The sequence below is a fragment of the Verrucomicrobiales bacterium genome, assembly GCA_016793885.1.
Taxonomy (GTDB): Bacteria; Verrucomicrobiota; Verrucomicrobiia; order Limisphaerales; family UBA11320; genus UBA11320.
Map to the genome: position 1 here is coordinate 55,738 of JAEUHE010000167.1, position 17,128 is coordinate 72,865.

The window sequence follows — 17,128 nt, forward strand, 5'->3', positions numbered from 1 at the left end:
GAATTCGCCGGCCGTGCGGTATGCAATAGGCAGGTGGCAAAATCAAAGATAGCCCGCCCCTCCCGTCCTCTGCGCGAGCGGCTGTTTCTTCGAGGGCGCCTGACGCCCGCAGGCTCCACCCTGCTGGCTGCCATTCTCTTTACGGGCATCATTGCCTTCGATACTGAAAGCTCCCTCTCCTACCAGACGTTTGCCTTCCTGGCCTGTCTGCTCCTGTTCGCTCTGCTAGGCAGTCTCTTTTTTAAGGATCAGTTCCAGATCGAGCGCAGTCTGCCCCGGTTCGGGACCGTGGGCGAGCCGCTGCGTTACACCCTCGATATCCATAACCAATCCAGCAGAGTTCAATCGGGATTGACCCTGCTCGAGACCTTAAAAGAGTCGATCCTGCCCATCCCGAGTGCAGGCGCCCGCCCTCGCCGAAACCTACGATCGTTCCGGCTCGCCGCCCCCCGCCGGAAAACTCCGCCGGCGCTCGTGCCCGAAACCGCGCTACCTCCCCTGCTTCCGCGCGATTCCGCTCAGGTCTCCCTTCAGCTAATACCTCTTCGCCGGGGCCCCATCCAATTCGGGACGACCCGCATCAGCCGGACGGATCCGTTTGGTCTTATTCGCGCCTTCGTTGCTCTAGAGAGGCCACAGCGCTTGCTCATCCTGCCCAAGCGATATCCCGTCCCGAACCTGCACCTTCCGGGCAAGGAGGAATATCAGCCAGGCGGAGTGACCCAGGCATCGGCCGTGGGGCAATCGGAGGAGTTTGTCTCCCTGCGCGACTACCGCCGGGGGGATCCGCTCAGACACATTCATTGGAGGAGCTGGGCGAAGACCGGCGAGCCCATCGTCAAGGAGTTTGAGGACGAATATTTCGTTCGGCATGGCCTCATTCTCGACACCTTCGATGATCACGACGATTCCGACATCTTCGAGGAAGCCGTCGCGCTCGCCGCGTCCTTTGCCTGCAACCTCCGGACCCAGGAGTCGCTGCTCGACCTGATGTTCGTGGGCGTCCAGGCCTTTTGCTTCAGCGTTGGACGAGGCGTTGGGCACAATGAACAATTGCTAGAAATTCTGGCCTGCGCCGAGCCGTCGGAAGAGAAGGAGTTCCAGCAACTGCATGACCTGACGATGAACCACGCCGGCCAGCTGGCCGCCTGCGTCTGCATCTTCCTCAAATGGGATGCGCGTCGTCACGAACTGGTGCGACAGCTGCTCAGCCTGAGCCTGCCCATCCAGGTGTTTATCCTCAGCCATACCGACCGCAAGCGGCCCATCGAGCCCGGCCCGCTCGCCGCTCATCCCGAATGCTTTCACGTGCTGGAGGTAGGGCGAATCGCGGAGGGACTTGCCCGGCTGTAGCGGGTCTATTGTGTATGGGTGCCATTCCTAAAGGCCTGCTGGGTGCCGTGATCCTGTTCTGGGGATATCAGACCCGATTGCTCCCGCTGGCCATCCCCCTCGCCTTGCTGCTGGAAGTCGCAAACTTCTCAAGAATCCGCTGGGATTTCACCACCTCAGACTTTCAACGTCTCTGGAATGGGTGCCTCGTGCTGCTGCTCAGCGCGGTGGTCTTCTCCGTGGGGTACAGCCGCACACTGCTGGAGGCCTCCGCCGGCTCCACCCCAGCCGATCGGACATGGAATGAGACCATGCCGCTGGCTACCCGCTGGGCGTTGCTGTTCTTCCAGTGGCAGCCCCTCGTGTTCGCCCCGTTTGTGCTAGCGGTCGCATACGGCCGCCAGGCTTCGATCCCTTCCACCGTGTTCGCCTGGCTGACGCGACGCCAGACCCGCCTTCCCGCCGCCAGCCGATTGCCCGAGCCTCCCCGCCAGATCGCGGTGGCTCCGCTCTATTTCGCGCTGGTGCTGGTGGCGGCCAGCACGACCAATCGTCGCGGCTGGGTATTCTTCAGTGGCATTGTCGTCCTGACCGCTTGGGCGCTCTGGAGCCTGCGATCACAGCGCCTTTCAAGACCAGCCTGGATCGCAGTCTTCGGGCTCGCCACGCTCCTGGGCTTCGGAGGACACCTCGGGCTTAACGCGCTCCAGCGAATGCTGGTTGGCTTGGAAGCCAACTGGCTACAGCGCTTCGCCCAGAGCCGGGTGGATGCCTTGGAGTCACGCACCTCGATTGGGTCCATCGGACGCCTGAAACTGTCCGGGAAGATTGTGCTGCGGGTTAACGCGACCAATGACATGCCGCCAGACCTGCTCCGAGAGGCCAGCTATGACACCTTCAACTACTCCAGCTGGACCGTGGGCGGATCGAATCGCAAAGCCAGCCTGGATTGGAAACCCGTGTCAGCCGAGCAATCCATGAGTGCCTGGCGTGTCGTGCCCGAAGGATCCGTCTCCGAGCGAGCCAATGTCCGGATCGCCCGGTTCCTGCGCGGCGGTTCGGGCCTCCTGCCCCTGCCGCTGGGCACGACCCGAATCGAAAACCTGCCCGCCGGCATGCTCTCCAAGAACAACTTCGGCGGCATTCAAGTCAAGGATGCGTCTTCCCTCATCAGTTTTAACGCTTACTACGCCCTGCAATCCACTTCCGACCGCGCGGCCGATGATGATCGGGACCTGGCCATTCCGGCCAACGAACGTGCGATCATCGAGCAGCTAGCGGCTCAGCTTCGGTTGGCCGAGAAGGCTCAGGAGCAGCCCAAGGAAGCCATGCGGGCGGTCTATTCCTACTTTCGAAACCGGTTCCGCTACACCACCTACCAGGAGGCCGCACCATCGAAGCTTCCCGAGATGACGCCCTTGGGAAACTTCCTGACCGTCACACGCGCCGGACATTGTGAATACTTTGCCACGGCCACAACCCTGCTGCTCCGCGCCGCTGGTCTCAAAACTCGTTACGCCGTGGGTTACTCCGTGCAGGAGTCGGCTGGAAACGGCAACTACCTGGTCCGGGAGCGGCATGCCCACGCTTGGTGCATGGTATGGCTGAAGGACTCACAGAGTTGGACCGACTTTGACACGACGCCCCCAAGCTGGAACCAACTGGAGGCGGACAACGCCTCGTCGTGGGAACCGATGACCGATTTCGGATCCCGATTGTGGTTCGAGTATGCGCAATGGAAAGCCGGGCGGTCGGAGCTTTCCAAATATGCTGTCTATGGGCTGAGCGGCCTCTTCGGTGTGTTCGTGCTTCGCGTTTTCTCCAAAACAAAACGAGGCATCAAGGATCGGAGCACCAAGGCGGCCCATCTCCGCGTTCAACGCCTGGGCGAGGATTCCGAGTTCTTCCTGATCGAAAAGCTGCTGCAGCGACGTGGATTGGTCCGATCGCGGGACGAGACGGCTCAAGCCTGGATTGAGCGAATTCTCCCTCACTTGGGTAGCCAAGCGCAGTCCTTGCCCAGCATTTTGCGACTCCACTACCGTCTTCGCTTCGATCCGAATGGACTGACCGAGAGCGAACGAAGAGCGTTAAAGGAACAGGTCGAAGCGTGGCTCAAGCCAACGCGGATGTGAAGAGAAGTAGGTGAGGCTTGAAAGCGAATCCTCACCAAGGCCGGGAGAAACTCATTCACCTGACGCCGAAGTCTATCTCCAGTCTTGCACAACTCCTTCCCCCTGGCGTAAGACGGGAGGCGAGATTCCTGTACGACATGCAAACCATCACTCTACCTGGGACCCCGTTGAAGGTGCTGAAGCTCCAACGCCACTGGCTCGTGTTGCTTCCCCTCGTGTGCCTCTATCTGCTCAACTCGGGTCTGAAGGCGCAAAACGCCATCGCTCCGCTCGAACTCAAGGATGGAGATCGAGTCGCTTTCGTTGGCGATACGCTCATCGAACGCGAGGGCACCGTCGGGTTGCTTGAGCATCGGCTGACCACGGCCTTCCCCAACCGCAATGTCCTCTTCAGGAACCTGGGCTGGAGCGCCGATTTGCCCAGCGGCAGGTCACGCGCGAGTTTTGACTGGCATCGCGGGGAGGAGCATTGGTTCACCAATCTTCTAGGGCAGATCGCAGCCGTCAAACCCACCGTGGTGTTCTTGGGATACGGAATGGCGGCATCGTTTGATGGTCCGAGCGGCATTGACGCATTCTCTAAAAACATGCGTCGCCTGGTCCAAAGCATTCAAAAGCAAGCGCAGCCCGCGCAGGTGCGCTTCGCCATTGCCAGTCCCATCCGCCACGAAGACTTGGGCAGCCCACTCCCCGACCCCAACCAGCACAACCAGTCCTTGACCTTGTACCGCGACGCCCTGCGCTCGCTGGCCAACGAAGTGGGAGCAACGTTTGTGGATTGGTTTGCCGATACGGCCCCGACCAGCGGCCCCAAGGAGTCCCCCGCTCTGACCGATAACGGCATCCACCTGAATGAGCAGGGTTACCGTCGCCTCGCCGAATCGCTCGGACGACACTTCCCCTGCCCCCCGCCCGCCTGGCAGCTCTCGCTGTCGCGCGACGGCAAGACCTCGGCTGATCACCGCGGGGTCGCCATCAACGACTTTCAACGCTCTCGCGGCAGCCTCCGGTTTCAAGTGACCCCCAATCAGGTGCTCATGCCCGGGGCCGCCGGATCAGACTTACCAGCCCAACCGTCGGCCAGCCACGCGCTGGTTCAGGTGAAAGGACTCAGATCGGGCAACTACGTGCTCAAGATCGATGGCCGCGAGGTGCTCGCTGGATCCCACGCCGCCTGGGAGAAGGGTCTCGCTCTGGATCGGGGTCCGCTACTCGAGGCGGCACATGAACTGCATCAGACCATCTTGAAAAAGAACGAGCTGTTCTTCCATCGCTGGCGACCGCAGAACAGCACTTACTTGTTCCTGTTCCGCAAGGGCGAGCAGGGGCGCAACGCGGGGGAGATCCCCCAGTTCGATCCCCTGATCGCGGAGCAGGAAGCCCGCATCGCCAAGCTGCGCCAGCCCGGCACTCACCTCTTCGAGCTGCTGCCCGTGGCCAAGGATCATGTCGTCGGCAAACCTGCCGCGCCGGCACCCACCAAGACCGGCCATCCAGAGACATTCAGCCAGCCGACCCCCACCTTCGAGGTAGCTCCCGGTTACGAGGTCAACCTCTATGCGGAGAATCCGAAACTCTTCAAGCCGATCCACATGAACTTCGACTCCCGAGGGCGGCTGTGGGTGGCCAGCTCCTCGGTGTATCCTCAGATCAAGCCCGGCCAGACCGCCGACGACGCGATCATCGTGCTGGAAGACACCAACGGGGACGGCAAGGCCGAAACTTCCAGCGTCTTCGCAGATGGTCTCCTCATCCCCACCGGCGTCGAGCCGGGGGACGGAGGAGTGTATGTGGGGCAGAGCACCGAGCTGTTGCACTTCAAGGACACCAATGGGGACGGAAAGGCCGATGTCCGTCGCACCATCCTGTCCGGGTTCGGAACCGAGGACACCCACCACATCATCCACACTCTCCACTGGGGCATGGACGGTCAGATGTACATGAATCAGTCGATCTACATCCACACCCACACCGAAACGCCCAACGGGGTGGTTCGATTGAACAGCGGCGGCATCTTGAACCTCCGTCCGTCCACGCTGGAGCTGGGCATCCACATGAAGGGTTTGGTGAACACTTGGGGCCATCAGTTTGACATGTTCGGACAATCGTTTGCCACCGACGGAGCCGGCGGAGAAGGCATCAACTACATTGTCCCTCAGGCAATGTACGTGACGTATGCCGGGGCACGACGGATCCTGGGCAGCGTCAGCCCGGGCACGTATCCCAAGTTCTGTGGTCTGGAGGTCCTCTACAGCCCGTTGTTTCCCGAAGACTGGCAGGGCAGCATGATCACCTGCGATTTCCGGGCCCATCGCGTCGTGCGCTTTAGCATGCGCGAGCAAGGTTCAGCCTATGTCACCCAGGAAATGCCGGAGATCCTCCGCAGCCAGGATGCCCACTTCCGTCCGATCGATGTGAAGATGGGGCCGGATGGCGCTCTCTACATCGCCGACTGGTCGAACCCGATTATTCAGCACGGAGAGGTCGACTTTCGTGATCCCCGCCGGGACAAGGAGCATGGGCGCATCTGGCGCGTGACTCCGAAGGGGAAAACCCCAATGCCTATTCAAGATCTGACCCGAGTCTCCACGGAACAGTTGCTGGGCAATCTGTTGAGTCCCTCCGGATACCACCGGGAAAAGTCGCGCCGGGTGCTGACGGAGCGGGGCGTGGCAGTTCAGGGAGCGCTCAACGCCTGGACCAGCCGTCAGACCGACGAGCGCGCGCTGCTCGAATCACTTTGGCTGCATCAGGCGCTGGATGTGGTGAACGCTCCGTTGCTGCAACGGTTGCTCAGCGCTACCGACGGCAGGGTCCGCGCCGCCGCCGTGCGGGTGTTGAGCTTCTGGCGTCATCGAATCAACTCGGAGACGCTGGTGGCGGAAAACCGTCGGCAGCGCTTTGCGACGCCGGGCGAGTTGACCCCGGCGCAAGCGGAGCCGGTCCTCAAGGCGTTGGCAGCGCGGGTCCAGGACGAGCATCCTCGAGTGCGCCTGGAGGCGCTGCGAGCCCTGGCGAAGTTTCCCACCGCCCAAGCCGCCGAACTGGCTCTGTCGGTGCTCAACAAACCGATGGATCCTCACCTGGAGTACACACTCTGGCTCACGATCAACGATCTCGCTGAACCGTTTTTGGCCGCCTTAAAAGCCGGCCAATGGCAGGTGGCCGGCCGTGAGAAACAGCTCGAGTTCGCCCTCAAATCCATCGAGCCTGCTCAGGCCGGCGCGGTGTTGAGCCAGATTTTGGAACAACAGCCGCTCGACCGGGAAGGCTCAGGCAACTGGATCGAAATCCTCGGCCAGGCGGCCCGACCGAATGAGCTGCGTAAACTCTATAACCAAGTGTTGTCGGGGGGATTCACCGACGCTGCCGCGACGAGGGCGATCGCTTCATTGGATCAAGCCGCCCGGCTCAGAAACACGCGCCCCTCAGGCGATCTTTCCTCCCTGCCCGACCTTTTTCATCATGCGCATGAACCCCTTCAAGTGGCTGCGGTTCGCTTGGCCGGCGCTTGGAAGAGTCTAGGCCAGCGCACACGGGAACTTTCCAAGCTCGCAACCGCGCCCACCAGCAGCCCGGCGCTCCGCAACGCGGTGTTCGAGACGCTTCGCAACATCGGCGGACAGCCCGCAGTGGAGGCGTTGCTCCCGCTGAGCAAGCCGGAGATCGCTCTGGATGTGCGACGCGCAGCAGTGGTCGCCCTCGCGGCGGTGGATCTCAAGGCCGCTGCCGACCCCGCGGTTCAGACAGCGCTCCAGCTCACCGCGGAGCCGGAGTCGCTCGCCTTCTGGCGTGCCTTGCTCAACATCAAAGGCTCCGCTCCGATTCTCACGCGAACCCTGCCCAAGAGCGGCATCCCCGCCGTAGTCGCGAAGGCCGGCCTGCGGGCCGCCCGCGAAAGCGGACGCAATGAACCGGACCTGATCCTGGCCCTCACCCGCGGTGCAGACTTGGCCGAGGGGGAAATCGCGCTCTCCGAATCGGAACTGAAGGCGATGGCGGCCGAGGTCCTGAAAAAGGGAGACCCGCGGCGCGGCGAGGAAGTTTATCGACGCCCCATGCTGGGCTGCGTGAGTTGCCACGCCATTGGTGGCGCCGGCGGCAAGGTCGGGCCCGACATGACCAGCATCGGTGCCAGCGCGCCCGTCGACTATCTCATCGAGTCCATTTGGTTCCCCAACCGCAAGGTGAAGGAAGGGTTCCACTCCCTCGTCCTCGAGACCAAGGACGGAGAGGAACTCAGCGGTATCCTGGTGCGTGAGGATGGGGAGCGGCTCGTGATCCGCGACACGACCGGCAACGAGGTGACGGTGGCGAAAAACAATGTAGAAAAGCGCACCACGGGTGGATCCATCATGCCCGCCGGGCTCATCGATGGCATCCAACCGGAGGAGCGCTTGGATCTCTTCCGCTTCCTGTCTGAGCTCGGCAAACCGGGACCTTACGACGCCTCCAAAGCCAACGTAGCTCGGGGATGGAAACTCCGACCGGGCACTCACTCCGACGAGCAGTTTGGTGTGGAGAAGATGGTTTCACTCCCGCTCACTGCCGGAGGGTGGACGGCCAGCTGGTCGCACGTGGACGGCAAGCTGACGCGCTCCGAGGTGCAGCAGGCGACTTCCGTGCAGAAGTGGGTCGGTTTGATCGCGGTGTATGGCGGAACCAAACTTCAGGTTCCCAAGGCCGGTCCCGTTCGCTTAGAACTCGAGGGCCTTGAAAACGCCAACGTCTGGGTGGCCGGGAAACCAGTTCCCGCCGGGAAACAAACCACCGTCGATCTCCCCGCCGGAACCCACGTCGTTACTGTGCGACTCGATCCTAAGAAGCTTCCCGAATATCTGCGCATTGGCAGTCCTGATGGAACGTTTGTGAACCCATGATGCCACCTCAGTGGCGAACCACCGCTCCGGGGCTCGGGGGCGATTCAACGTGAATGAACAGGCATGAAGGAGAAAGCGCCCAGCGCTAGCGGCAGCCACCAGCAATCAACAACATGGGTGATGCTGGTGGCATGGGTGGCGCTAGGCATGAGCTGCGGAGGGGCCTCCACGCTCTCAGCCGCGCCGGCAGCCGGAGGTCCAACCGCGGTGCATTGGGCCTATCAGCCGCTCTCCGCCTCTTCACCTTCCCCTCCTCTGTCTTCGCCCCGAGCCTCGAAACGCAATAGCATCGTCGATCTGTTCGTGCGCCAGCGACTCGAGCGACACGGCATCACCGCGTCGACGGAAGCGCCTCCGCACACCTTGATTCGGCGGCTGTTTGCCGACCTGCTGGGATTGCCTCCCACTCGGGAGCAGGTTCGCGCTTTCGCAAGCGACTACGCCGCGCAGCCAGAGGCGGCCTGGAGCCGCCTAGTCGAGCACTGCCTGGCATCACCCCATTTCGGGGAGCGCTGGGGACGGCACTGGCTCGACCAGGCGCGGTACGCCGACAGTGACGGGTATGAAAAGGACAGCCCGCGCCCCGACGCCTGGAGATATCGCGAGTGGGTGATCGACTCCATCAACCGCGACCAGCCCTTCGATCAGTTTACCCTCGAGCAACTCGCGGGCGACCTACTACCGAATGCCACGCCGGACCAAAGGCTGGCCACCGCCTTCCATCGCCAAACGTTGACGAATCGGGAAGGCGGGGTGGAGCAGGAACAGTATCGGGTGGAGGCCGTGTTCGACCGCGTTGAGACGACGGCCACCGTCTGGCTTGGAATGACCCTGGGTTGCGCCCGCTGCCACGATCACAAGTATGAACGTCTGTCCCAAAAGGAGTACTTCCAGCTCTACGCGTTCTTCGACAACGCCGACGAGGCCAACGCCCGGGTTGGCCAATCCAGAAAGGCGTTGGAAGCTTACAACGCCGCCCACCCGAATACAGCGCAGGACATCCTGACGGCAGAGAGGCGGCTTGAGCAGGAACGTGCCGCCCTCGCCAAAGGCTTCGCCGCCTGGGAAGCGAATACTCTGGCGACACTCAGGGCGCTGGAAGGCGTAGAAGCCAAACCCACGGTCTTGACTCAGATGCAGCTGTCGAGCCCGGCGGGAGTAAGCTTTGACTCGGCGGCCGATGGCAGTTGGTCGGTGGCCGCCACGAATTCCAGCCCTGTGTCCTGGTCGGCCAGCGGAACCATTCCGCGAGGCCTAGCCTATGGCGTCCGTGTTGAAGTGTTCCCGGAGCCGAACCGCGGAACTCCGATCCCGGACGACACCAAGGCCGGGTCTCAGCGCCTGTTGTTTACCGATCTGCAACTGGAAGTTGGCGGCAAGTCCCAGCAGCTTCACAGCCCCAAGGCCGATTTCGAGGCCAAGGAGGGGGTTGTGGCAAACCTGCTCGATGGAAAGGATGAGACCGGCTGGTCGGTGGCACCTCGTTTCGATGAACCGCACCACGCGACCTTCTACCTGCCCCGACCGATCGTGAGCGACGGAAACGTATCCATCCGGTTTACTCTCAAAAAAGGATCCCGCCAATCACCGGGTTGGCTCGGTCGGTTTCGACTCAACATTGTCACCAATCAGACGGAGGACAGTGTGGCGCCTCCAGATGTACGCCGATTGGCCCGCATCGGCATCGAAAAATGGACGGAGCCTGACCGCGAACGGCTCTTCGACTGGCTGATCGATGAGAACCCCACCGCTCGAGCCGCACGGGACGCGCTTCAGCACATCGAACGTGGCGCGCAGGCACCGCTCATGTCGGCCAGGGTTTTGGCGGAGCGCCCCGAGCCCCGTGACACGCGTCTGCTCCATCGTGGGGAATACCTCCATCCCCGGGATCCAGTGCAGCCCGATGTCCCTAAGATTCTACCTCCCTTACCGACCAACCCAAACCGCCGGCCCAACCGGCTGGACTTGGCTCGGTGGATCGTCAGCCCTACCAACCCGTTGACCGCCCGGGTCGCGGCCAACCAAATCTGGCTTCACCTCCTGGGAGACGGCCTGGTTCGAACTCCCGCCGACTTCGGAACCCGTGGCGAGCCCCCCTCGCATCCCGAACTGCTCGACGAACTGGCCGGCGAACTCATTCGCTCCGGCTGGAGCCGCAAGCATCTGATCCGCCAGATTGTTCACAGTCAGACGTACCGACAAAGTTCCCACCACCGTCCCGATCTCGAAGAACCTGACCCGCTTAATCGGCTGTTCGCGCGCCAAAACCGAGTGCGGGTCGAGGGCGAAATCGTGCGGGATTACCAACTCGCCATCAGCGGCCTCCTGCATCGAGGCATCGGCGGCCCCAGCGTCTACCCCGCCCTGCCCCCCGACGTCGCGGAAATCAGTTATGCCAACAACTTCAAGTGGCCCGAAAGCAAAGGCGCTGATCGATATCGTCGGGGCATGTACACGTTCTTCAAACGGACCGCGCCGCACCCGGATCTCGTGATGTTTGATTGCCCCGATGCCAACCTCACCCAGGTTCGTCGGAATATCTCCAACACTCCCTTGCAGGCGCTGACGCTGTTGAACGGACAGACCTTCACCGAAGCGGCGCTGCAGTTCGCGCGCAGGCTGATGGCTGCTCCGGGACTCAGCGACGCGGAGCGATTGACCGAGGCGTTCGAAACCTGCGTTGCCCGCGGGCCTGCGGAGCACGAGACCGCCGCCTTGCTGAAACTGCTCGCGGATTCCCGATCCTACTATCAAGCCCATCCCCAGGATGCTGCGTTGCTGACATCCGACCCGAACGAGCGGTCTCAGGAGATGGCTTCCTGGATGGCCACCGTCCGCGTCCTGTTGAACACCGACGAACTGCTCACTCGCGACTAGGAGGAACTGGCCATGCATCCTACCGACGAAACCATCCTCCAGACCCGCCGGGACTTCTTCACCACCACCGCCAGCGGCCTCGGCTTCTTGGCGCTCAACAGCCTCCTGGCCGCGGCGCAAAGTCCCTCCCGCTCTCCGGGGTTCCAGGCCGACCCAATGTCGGCCAAGCCGCCACATTTCGCACCTCGAGCTAAAAGCTGCATCTTCATCTTCATGGAGGGGGCTCCCTCCCAATTGGATCTCTTCGATCCGAAGCCAAAGCTCAATGAACTGCACGGCCAGAGCCTGCCGGAATCTCTTGTCCAGAACGCGCGTTTCGCCTTCATTCGCAAGGACACCGCGCGGCTGATGGGTTCGAAACGAGTGTTCGCCCGGCATGGACAATCGGGAATGGAGTTCAGCGACCTGCTGCCCCACCTATCCCAGTGTGCGGATGATCTGCTCATGGTCCGTTCGATGCACACGGATCAGTTCAACCATCATCCCGCTCAACTCTTGCTGCACAGCGGACGGGCGCAGTTCGGCCTTCCCACCGCCGGAGCGTGGCTCACCTATGGGCTTGGCTCGGAGTCGCGCAATCTGCCCGGTTACGTGGTGCTTTCCGCGGGACGCGGAACCAGCGGCGGCGCGTCTCTCTGGCAGAGCGGCTTTCTGCCCTCGGTATTCGCGGGAGTGCCGTTCCGAACCCAAGGCGAGCCAGTGCTGAACCTGCGTAATCCTCCCGGTCTCCCGGTGGAACTCCAACGAAACGGTTTAGATGCCCTGGCACAGCTCAATGACGCTCGCTGGCGCGAAGCTCGAGATCCCGAGATCGCCTCTCGCATCGCGGCCTACGAGCTGGCATTTCGCATGCAATCTGCCGCCCCCGAACTTATCGACTTGTCGGGGGAGGATGCGCGTACATTGGCCATGTATGGCGTCGACCGAGAGGATCCCAAGATCAAGGCGGACCGCGGGGGAGGCGCCGGCCAGTATCGACGCTATGCCGCGAATTGCCTGCTGGCGCGTCGTCTGGTGGAACGAGGCGTTCGGTTCGTCAACGTGATCCACGCGTCCTGGGATCACCATTCCAACCTCGAAAACGAGCTGACCTTCAACGCCGGCATGTCCGACCAACCCGTCGCGGCGTTGATCCAAGACTTAAAGCAGCGCGGACTTCTTGATGAAACGCTGGTGGTCTGGTGTGGCGAGTTTGGACGCACGCCACTAGGCGAGAACCGTGCGGGCAATACCAGCAGTGTCACCGGCCGCGATCACCATCCCAACGCGTTCACCATTCTTTTAGCCGGGGGTGGCATTCGTGGCGGCCAAATCGTGGGAGAAACCGATGAGATCGGATGGAACATCGTCCGCGATCCGATTCACATCAACGACCTTCACGCGACCATGCTGCATCTTTTCGGCTTGGATCACTTGCGTCTCACTCATCGCTTCCAAGGCCGCGACTTCCGGCTGACAGATGTGGCCGGAGAAGTCCAACACCGATGGATCGGGTAGGTGGCGTCCCGCCCATCGCACGCCTCGAAACGGGTGTGATTGAATGTCGGCGAACAACCTAAGGACGGCGTGAATAAGGTCGGGCGGAACTCCGTTGAGCCCAGAAGAGCTCCAGGTCACGGAGCACCGGGAAGACTACCCCCGATGAGGGCCTCACCGCAGGTCATCGACTAGTGCGTCTCGCCGCACCTCCCCCACCCCTCCAAACCCCAGCCGCGACAAAAGACTTGCCCCCGGGGACTGCTCCGTCTGTGATTTGGTCCTTCCTTGGTCGGCTCTGGGGTTGACTCAGTCAGGCGAATCGCAGCGATCGAGGCCACGAAGAAACAAACGAACGGACGCCCATGAATAAGCACCTCAGTTGGGTTCTATTGCTGTCCCTCAGCGGATCTGCACCCATCGCTTCAGCTCAGAGCCAGGATGAATTACAGCGGCTGCGCCAGCAGCTCGAAAAGATGCAATCCGAATTCGAGCGGCAACAACAGCTTCAACGAGAGCAGATCGACGCTTTGAAACGCCAGATCGAGGCGTTAGGTTCGAAGCCCGCTTTGCCGGCCTCCGTCTCTCCCCCCGCCAACTCCACGTCCCAACCAAAGCCCGCAACTCCTGCTTCCGAGGCCCCCGCCCCTCAGTCTGCACCTTGGAAGCCGTCAGACCCGATTCGACTTCAAAAAGGAAATGCCTACCTGGATCTGGGACTGGTGGGAACCATGGCGGTCGGCGGATCAACGGCCGACGATATCGAAGGTGGCTTGCAATTGGGTGCCCACGACCCGCGCGTCCGCGGGTTTACTCTCCAAGGCCTGGAGGCCTCCTTCACCGGCGCGGTGGATCCCTACTTTCGAGCGGCCAGCGGCATCTTGTTTCAGATCGACTCGGAGGGTGAGTCTTCCCTGGAAGTCGAGGAAGCCTACCTGGAGACGCTCTCCTTGCCCGCCAACCTAACCTTGCGCGCCGGACAGTTCTTCAGCGAGTTCGGCCGACACAACTCCACGCACCCCCACACCTGGACCTCCGTCGACAGCCCCCTCGTGAGCGGCCGATTTTTGGGAGGGGACGGGTTGCGCAACCTGGGTGCCAAGCTGTCTTGGCTAGCCCCCACCCCCTTCTTCACCGAGCTCAGCCTCGGAGTCCAGAACAGCCACGGCGAAACCGCGGCCAGCTTTCGCAACAGCTTCGAAGGAGAGGCTTACTTCCATCGGCTCCACGACCCCGGCAGCTTGTCTACGATCGGGGATCTGCTCTTCACCCCACGGCTGGCCAGTTCCTTCAACCTCACCGATCAGCAAACACTGCTCGTGGGACTCTCCGGGGCTTTTGGTCCCAACGCGTCCGGGAGAGACACCGACACTCAAATCTATGGCGCCGATATGTATTGGAAGTGGAAGCCGGCGGATGCCAACGGCGGATTTCCCTTTGTCAGCTGGCAATCGGAAATCATGCTGCGCCGCTACCAGGCGGGCGCTTTCGACTGGGACCTCGATGGTGATAGCGCCCTGAACCCGGATGGAAGTGAGCTGGATGGCAATTCCGACGGGACACCGGATCTGCTGTCGCGGGAGACGCTCACGGATTACGGATTCTATACCCAGATCGCCTATGGTTTTCGCCGAGGTTGGGTAGCTGCTCTCCGGGGAGACTATGTCGACCGAAAGCATCTCGCACTCTACGAGTCGCTCTATGGCAGCGATCAGGAACGGGAAGGCCGATGGCGGATCGCCCCCAACCTGACTTGGTATCCCAGCGAATACTCCAAAATACGGCTGCAATACAATTACGACCAACGCCGAGATATCGGTACAGACCATTCGGTATGGATGCAGTTCGAGTTCTCCTTGGGGGCCCATCCCGCCCACAAGTTTTAGGTCGCATCCGTCGTCTCGATGCTGCTTTGATCTCTGGAGATGAATCGATCGCACCACCTACGCGTGTGCCTGCTCCTGGTCTGTTTCGGCCACCTGACTGTGGCCATCGCTGCTTCACGGCTTAACGTGATCGCCACCACGCCGGACATCGCCGCGATCACCCGCGTCGTAGGGGGAGATCAGGTTGACGTGACGGCGTTGGCTCGGCCGACCGAGGATGTGCACTTCGTCGATCCCAAACCCAGCTTCATCGTCAAACTGAACCGAGCCGATGTGTTGATCGAGGGCGGAGCCGAGCTGGAATCGGCTTGGTTGGGATCGTTGCTCGAGGGCGCTCGCAATCCCAAGCTCGCCCTGGGAGCCCCTGGCCGCATCCGCTGTAACGTCGGCATCGCGATGAGGGAGGTCCCGTTGCAAGCCGATCGCTCGCAAGGAGACATCCACGCTGCGGGCAATCCCCACTTCCTGATCGCCCCAACTAATGCCCGACAGGTGGCGCACAACATCGGTCAGGGATTGGCTCAGCTGCTGCCGGACCAGCGGACCGCTATCGAGCAACGGGTCGGCCAGTTCCAGGCCCAGCTCGATGCAAAGCTCAAAGAGTGGAAAGCCACCCTCGCTCCCTTCGCAGGACAGCCAGTGGTGGCGTATCACAACTCGTGGCCATACTTCGGGGCGGAGTTCGGACTCCAGTTTGATCTCTTCCTGGAACCCAAGCCCGGCATCCCTCCCTCCTCAGCTCACCTCGCCGGCCTGATTACCGCCATGCGGGAGCGAAAGGTTCAGGTGATCTTCCAGGACCCTTACGTAAGCCGCAAAGCCGCCGAGACCGTCGCCCAGAACACCGGCGCCAAGATTGTCCCAGTCTCTCAGTTTCCCGGCGGAGTCAAGGGAACCGAGGGCGGCTACATCGAGCTGCTGGATTACCTGGTCTCCGCGCTGGCCAAGGCATTTTCCACTCAGCCCTAACCCGCCTGCCATGGACATTGTCTGGACACTCATGAAATGGCCGGCCATCGCCTGCCTGGTGCTGCCAGGGCTGTTGGTCTACCTGGGGCTCCACATTGTTCGACGAGGTGTCATCTTCGTCGATCTGGCCCTAGCCCAGGTCGCCACGCTCGGAACCTGTGTCTGCCTCATGCTCGGCCACGACATCCACGATGTCCATACGTTCTATTGGTCGGTGGCATTCACTCTCGGAGGAGCCTTTCTCTTCGCGTTTACCCGCACTCGCCACGAAACGCGAGTGCCACAGGAGGCGCTGATCGGCGTGGTCTACGTGGTGGCGGCGGCGGCGGCCATTGTGTTCCTGAGCCGAACGCCGGAGGGCAATGAAGAGCTGAAACGCACGCTGGTCGGCGACATTCTGACGGTGAACTCCGGCGAGATCTTGAAGACCATTGGACTGTTTGCAGTGATAGCCGTCGTTCATCTGATCTTCCGCAAGCGCTTTCTGCAAATTTCGTTTCACCCGGAGCAGACCGAGACGCTGACCTGGTCCATTCGATGGTGGGACTTTCTCTTCTATGCGCTGTTCGGTGCGGCCGTGACCAGCTTCGTCCAAATCGGAGGGGTTCTCTTGGTCTTTTCTTACCTGATCGTTCCCGCTCTGTGCGGCAACCTGCTCGCGCGTTCTCTGGGATGGATGCTCGCCACAGGTTGGGCCATCGCTGTCCTGGGTGGAGCCGGCGGTCTGTTCGCATCCTACCAGCTGGACCTCCCAGCTGGCGCCGCCATCGTCTGCACCCTAGGCTTGCTCTTGATCGTGACCTTCGTCGTCAGTTTGGGGCGACGGCCGGGGCTCGACGTCCGTCGCTGAGGCGATCATGACCACGAACTCCCCCTTACGCGGACGCTGACGCCACTGCTCCGCGAGCTGCGCGGGGGTTCCCCGCAAAAACTCCTCGTGCCGTTTCGTCAACTCGCGAGCCAGTACCACAGAGCGATCCGGATAGAGGTCAACCAGTTCCCCCAACAGTTTCTCCACCCGATAAGGCGACTCATACAGGACCACAGTGCCGGGAACCAACCGCAAAGACTCCAGACGCTTCCGCCGCTGGCCGGACTTGTGCGGCAAGAAGCCAACGAAGTGGAATTCGTCGGTCGGCAGCCCACTGGCGGTCAACCCGGCGACCAAGGCGCAGGCTCCCGGAACGCTTTCTACCCGCAATCCTGCTTCCAGGACGGCCCGGACCAGTCGTTCACCCGGGTCGCTAATCCCCGGACTCCCCGCGTCGCTCACCACGGCCACCTTGCCGCCACCGCGCAAAATTTGGATCAGTTCTTCGCTCCGTCGACGCTCGTTGAACTCAAAGCAGCTCAACAGGCGCTTGGAGATTCCAAAATAGCTCAGGAGCTGTCCGGTCCGTCGGGTGTCCTCCGCCGCCACGACATCGCACTCGGCCAAGGTGCGCAGCGCGCGCAACGTAACGTCCTCGAGATTGCCGATGGGCGTCGCCACGAGATACAGAGTGCCCGGGGTCAACGGAGGCAAGTCGGGACGGGTGGCGATGGCGTTCAGGTCCATGTTCAGTTCGAAATA

Annotated in this window: 9 protein-coding genes; 8 read left to right on the forward strand and 1 reads right to left on the reverse strand. The window is 61.8% G+C overall.

Going from position 1 to position 17,128, the window contains the following annotated elements; genetic code table 11:
• Positions 1–33: 33 nt before the first annotated feature.
• The 8 genes from JNN07_19130 (at position 34) to JNN07_19165 (ending at position 16,405) form a co-directional block, all read left to right on the forward strand.
• Positions 34–1,353 carry a DUF58 domain-containing protein gene (locus tag JNN07_19130; GenBank protein MBL9169859.1) on the forward strand — a complete coding sequence of 440 codons (1,320 nt, stop codon included), beginning with the start codon at positions 34–36 and terminating at the stop codon, positions 1,351–1,353.
• A gap of 14 nt (positions 1,354–1,367) precedes the next feature.
• A complete protein-coding gene (locus tag JNN07_19135) occupies positions 1,368–3,467 on the forward strand; it encodes a transglutaminase domain-containing protein (protein ID MBL9169860.1) in 2,100 nt (699 codons plus the stop codon).
• Between the two features lie 137 nt (positions 3,468–3,604).
• Positions 3,605–8,347: a hypothetical protein gene (locus tag JNN07_19140; protein MBL9169861.1), complete on the forward strand. Its 4,743-nt coding sequence runs from the start codon at positions 3,605–3,607 to the stop codon at positions 8,345–8,347.
• Between the two features lie 63 nt (positions 8,348–8,410).
• On the forward strand, positions 8,411–11,224 hold the full coding sequence (locus JNN07_19145; GenBank protein MBL9169862.1) for a DUF1553 domain-containing protein: 2,814 nt from the start codon (positions 8,411–8,413) through the stop codon (positions 11,222–11,224).
• 12 nt (positions 11,225–11,236) lie between these two features.
• Positions 11,237–12,721 (forward strand): DUF1501 domain-containing protein, encoded by a 1,485-nt coding sequence (locus tag JNN07_19150; GenBank protein MBL9169863.1) that lies wholly within the window; start codon positions 11,237–11,239, stop codon positions 12,719–12,721.
• Positions 12,722–13,065: 344 nt separating this feature from the next.
• Entirely contained in the window at positions 13,066–14,586 is a 1,521-nt protein-coding gene (locus tag JNN07_19155; GenBank protein MBL9169864.1) for a hypothetical protein, read from the forward strand.
• 39 nt (positions 14,587–14,625) lie between these two features.
• A complete protein-coding gene (locus JNN07_19160) occupies positions 14,626–15,555 on the forward strand; it encodes a zinc ABC transporter substrate-binding protein (protein ID MBL9169865.1) in 930 nt (309 codons plus the stop codon).
• 10 nt (positions 15,556–15,565) lie between these two features.
• A complete protein-coding gene (locus JNN07_19165; GenBank protein ID MBL9169866.1) occupies positions 15,566–16,405 on the forward strand; it encodes a metal ABC transporter permease in 840 nt (279 codons plus the stop codon).
• Here JNN07_19165 and rsmI read toward each other — a convergent pair.
• Entirely contained in the window at positions 16,334–17,113 is a 780-nt protein-coding gene (gene rsmI, locus JNN07_19170) for a 16S rRNA (cytidine(1402)-2'-O)-methyltransferase (GenBank protein MBL9169867.1), read from the reverse strand. The genes JNN07_19165 and rsmI overlap by 72 nt on opposite strands.
• Between the last annotated feature and the right edge of the window lie 15 nt (positions 17,114–17,128).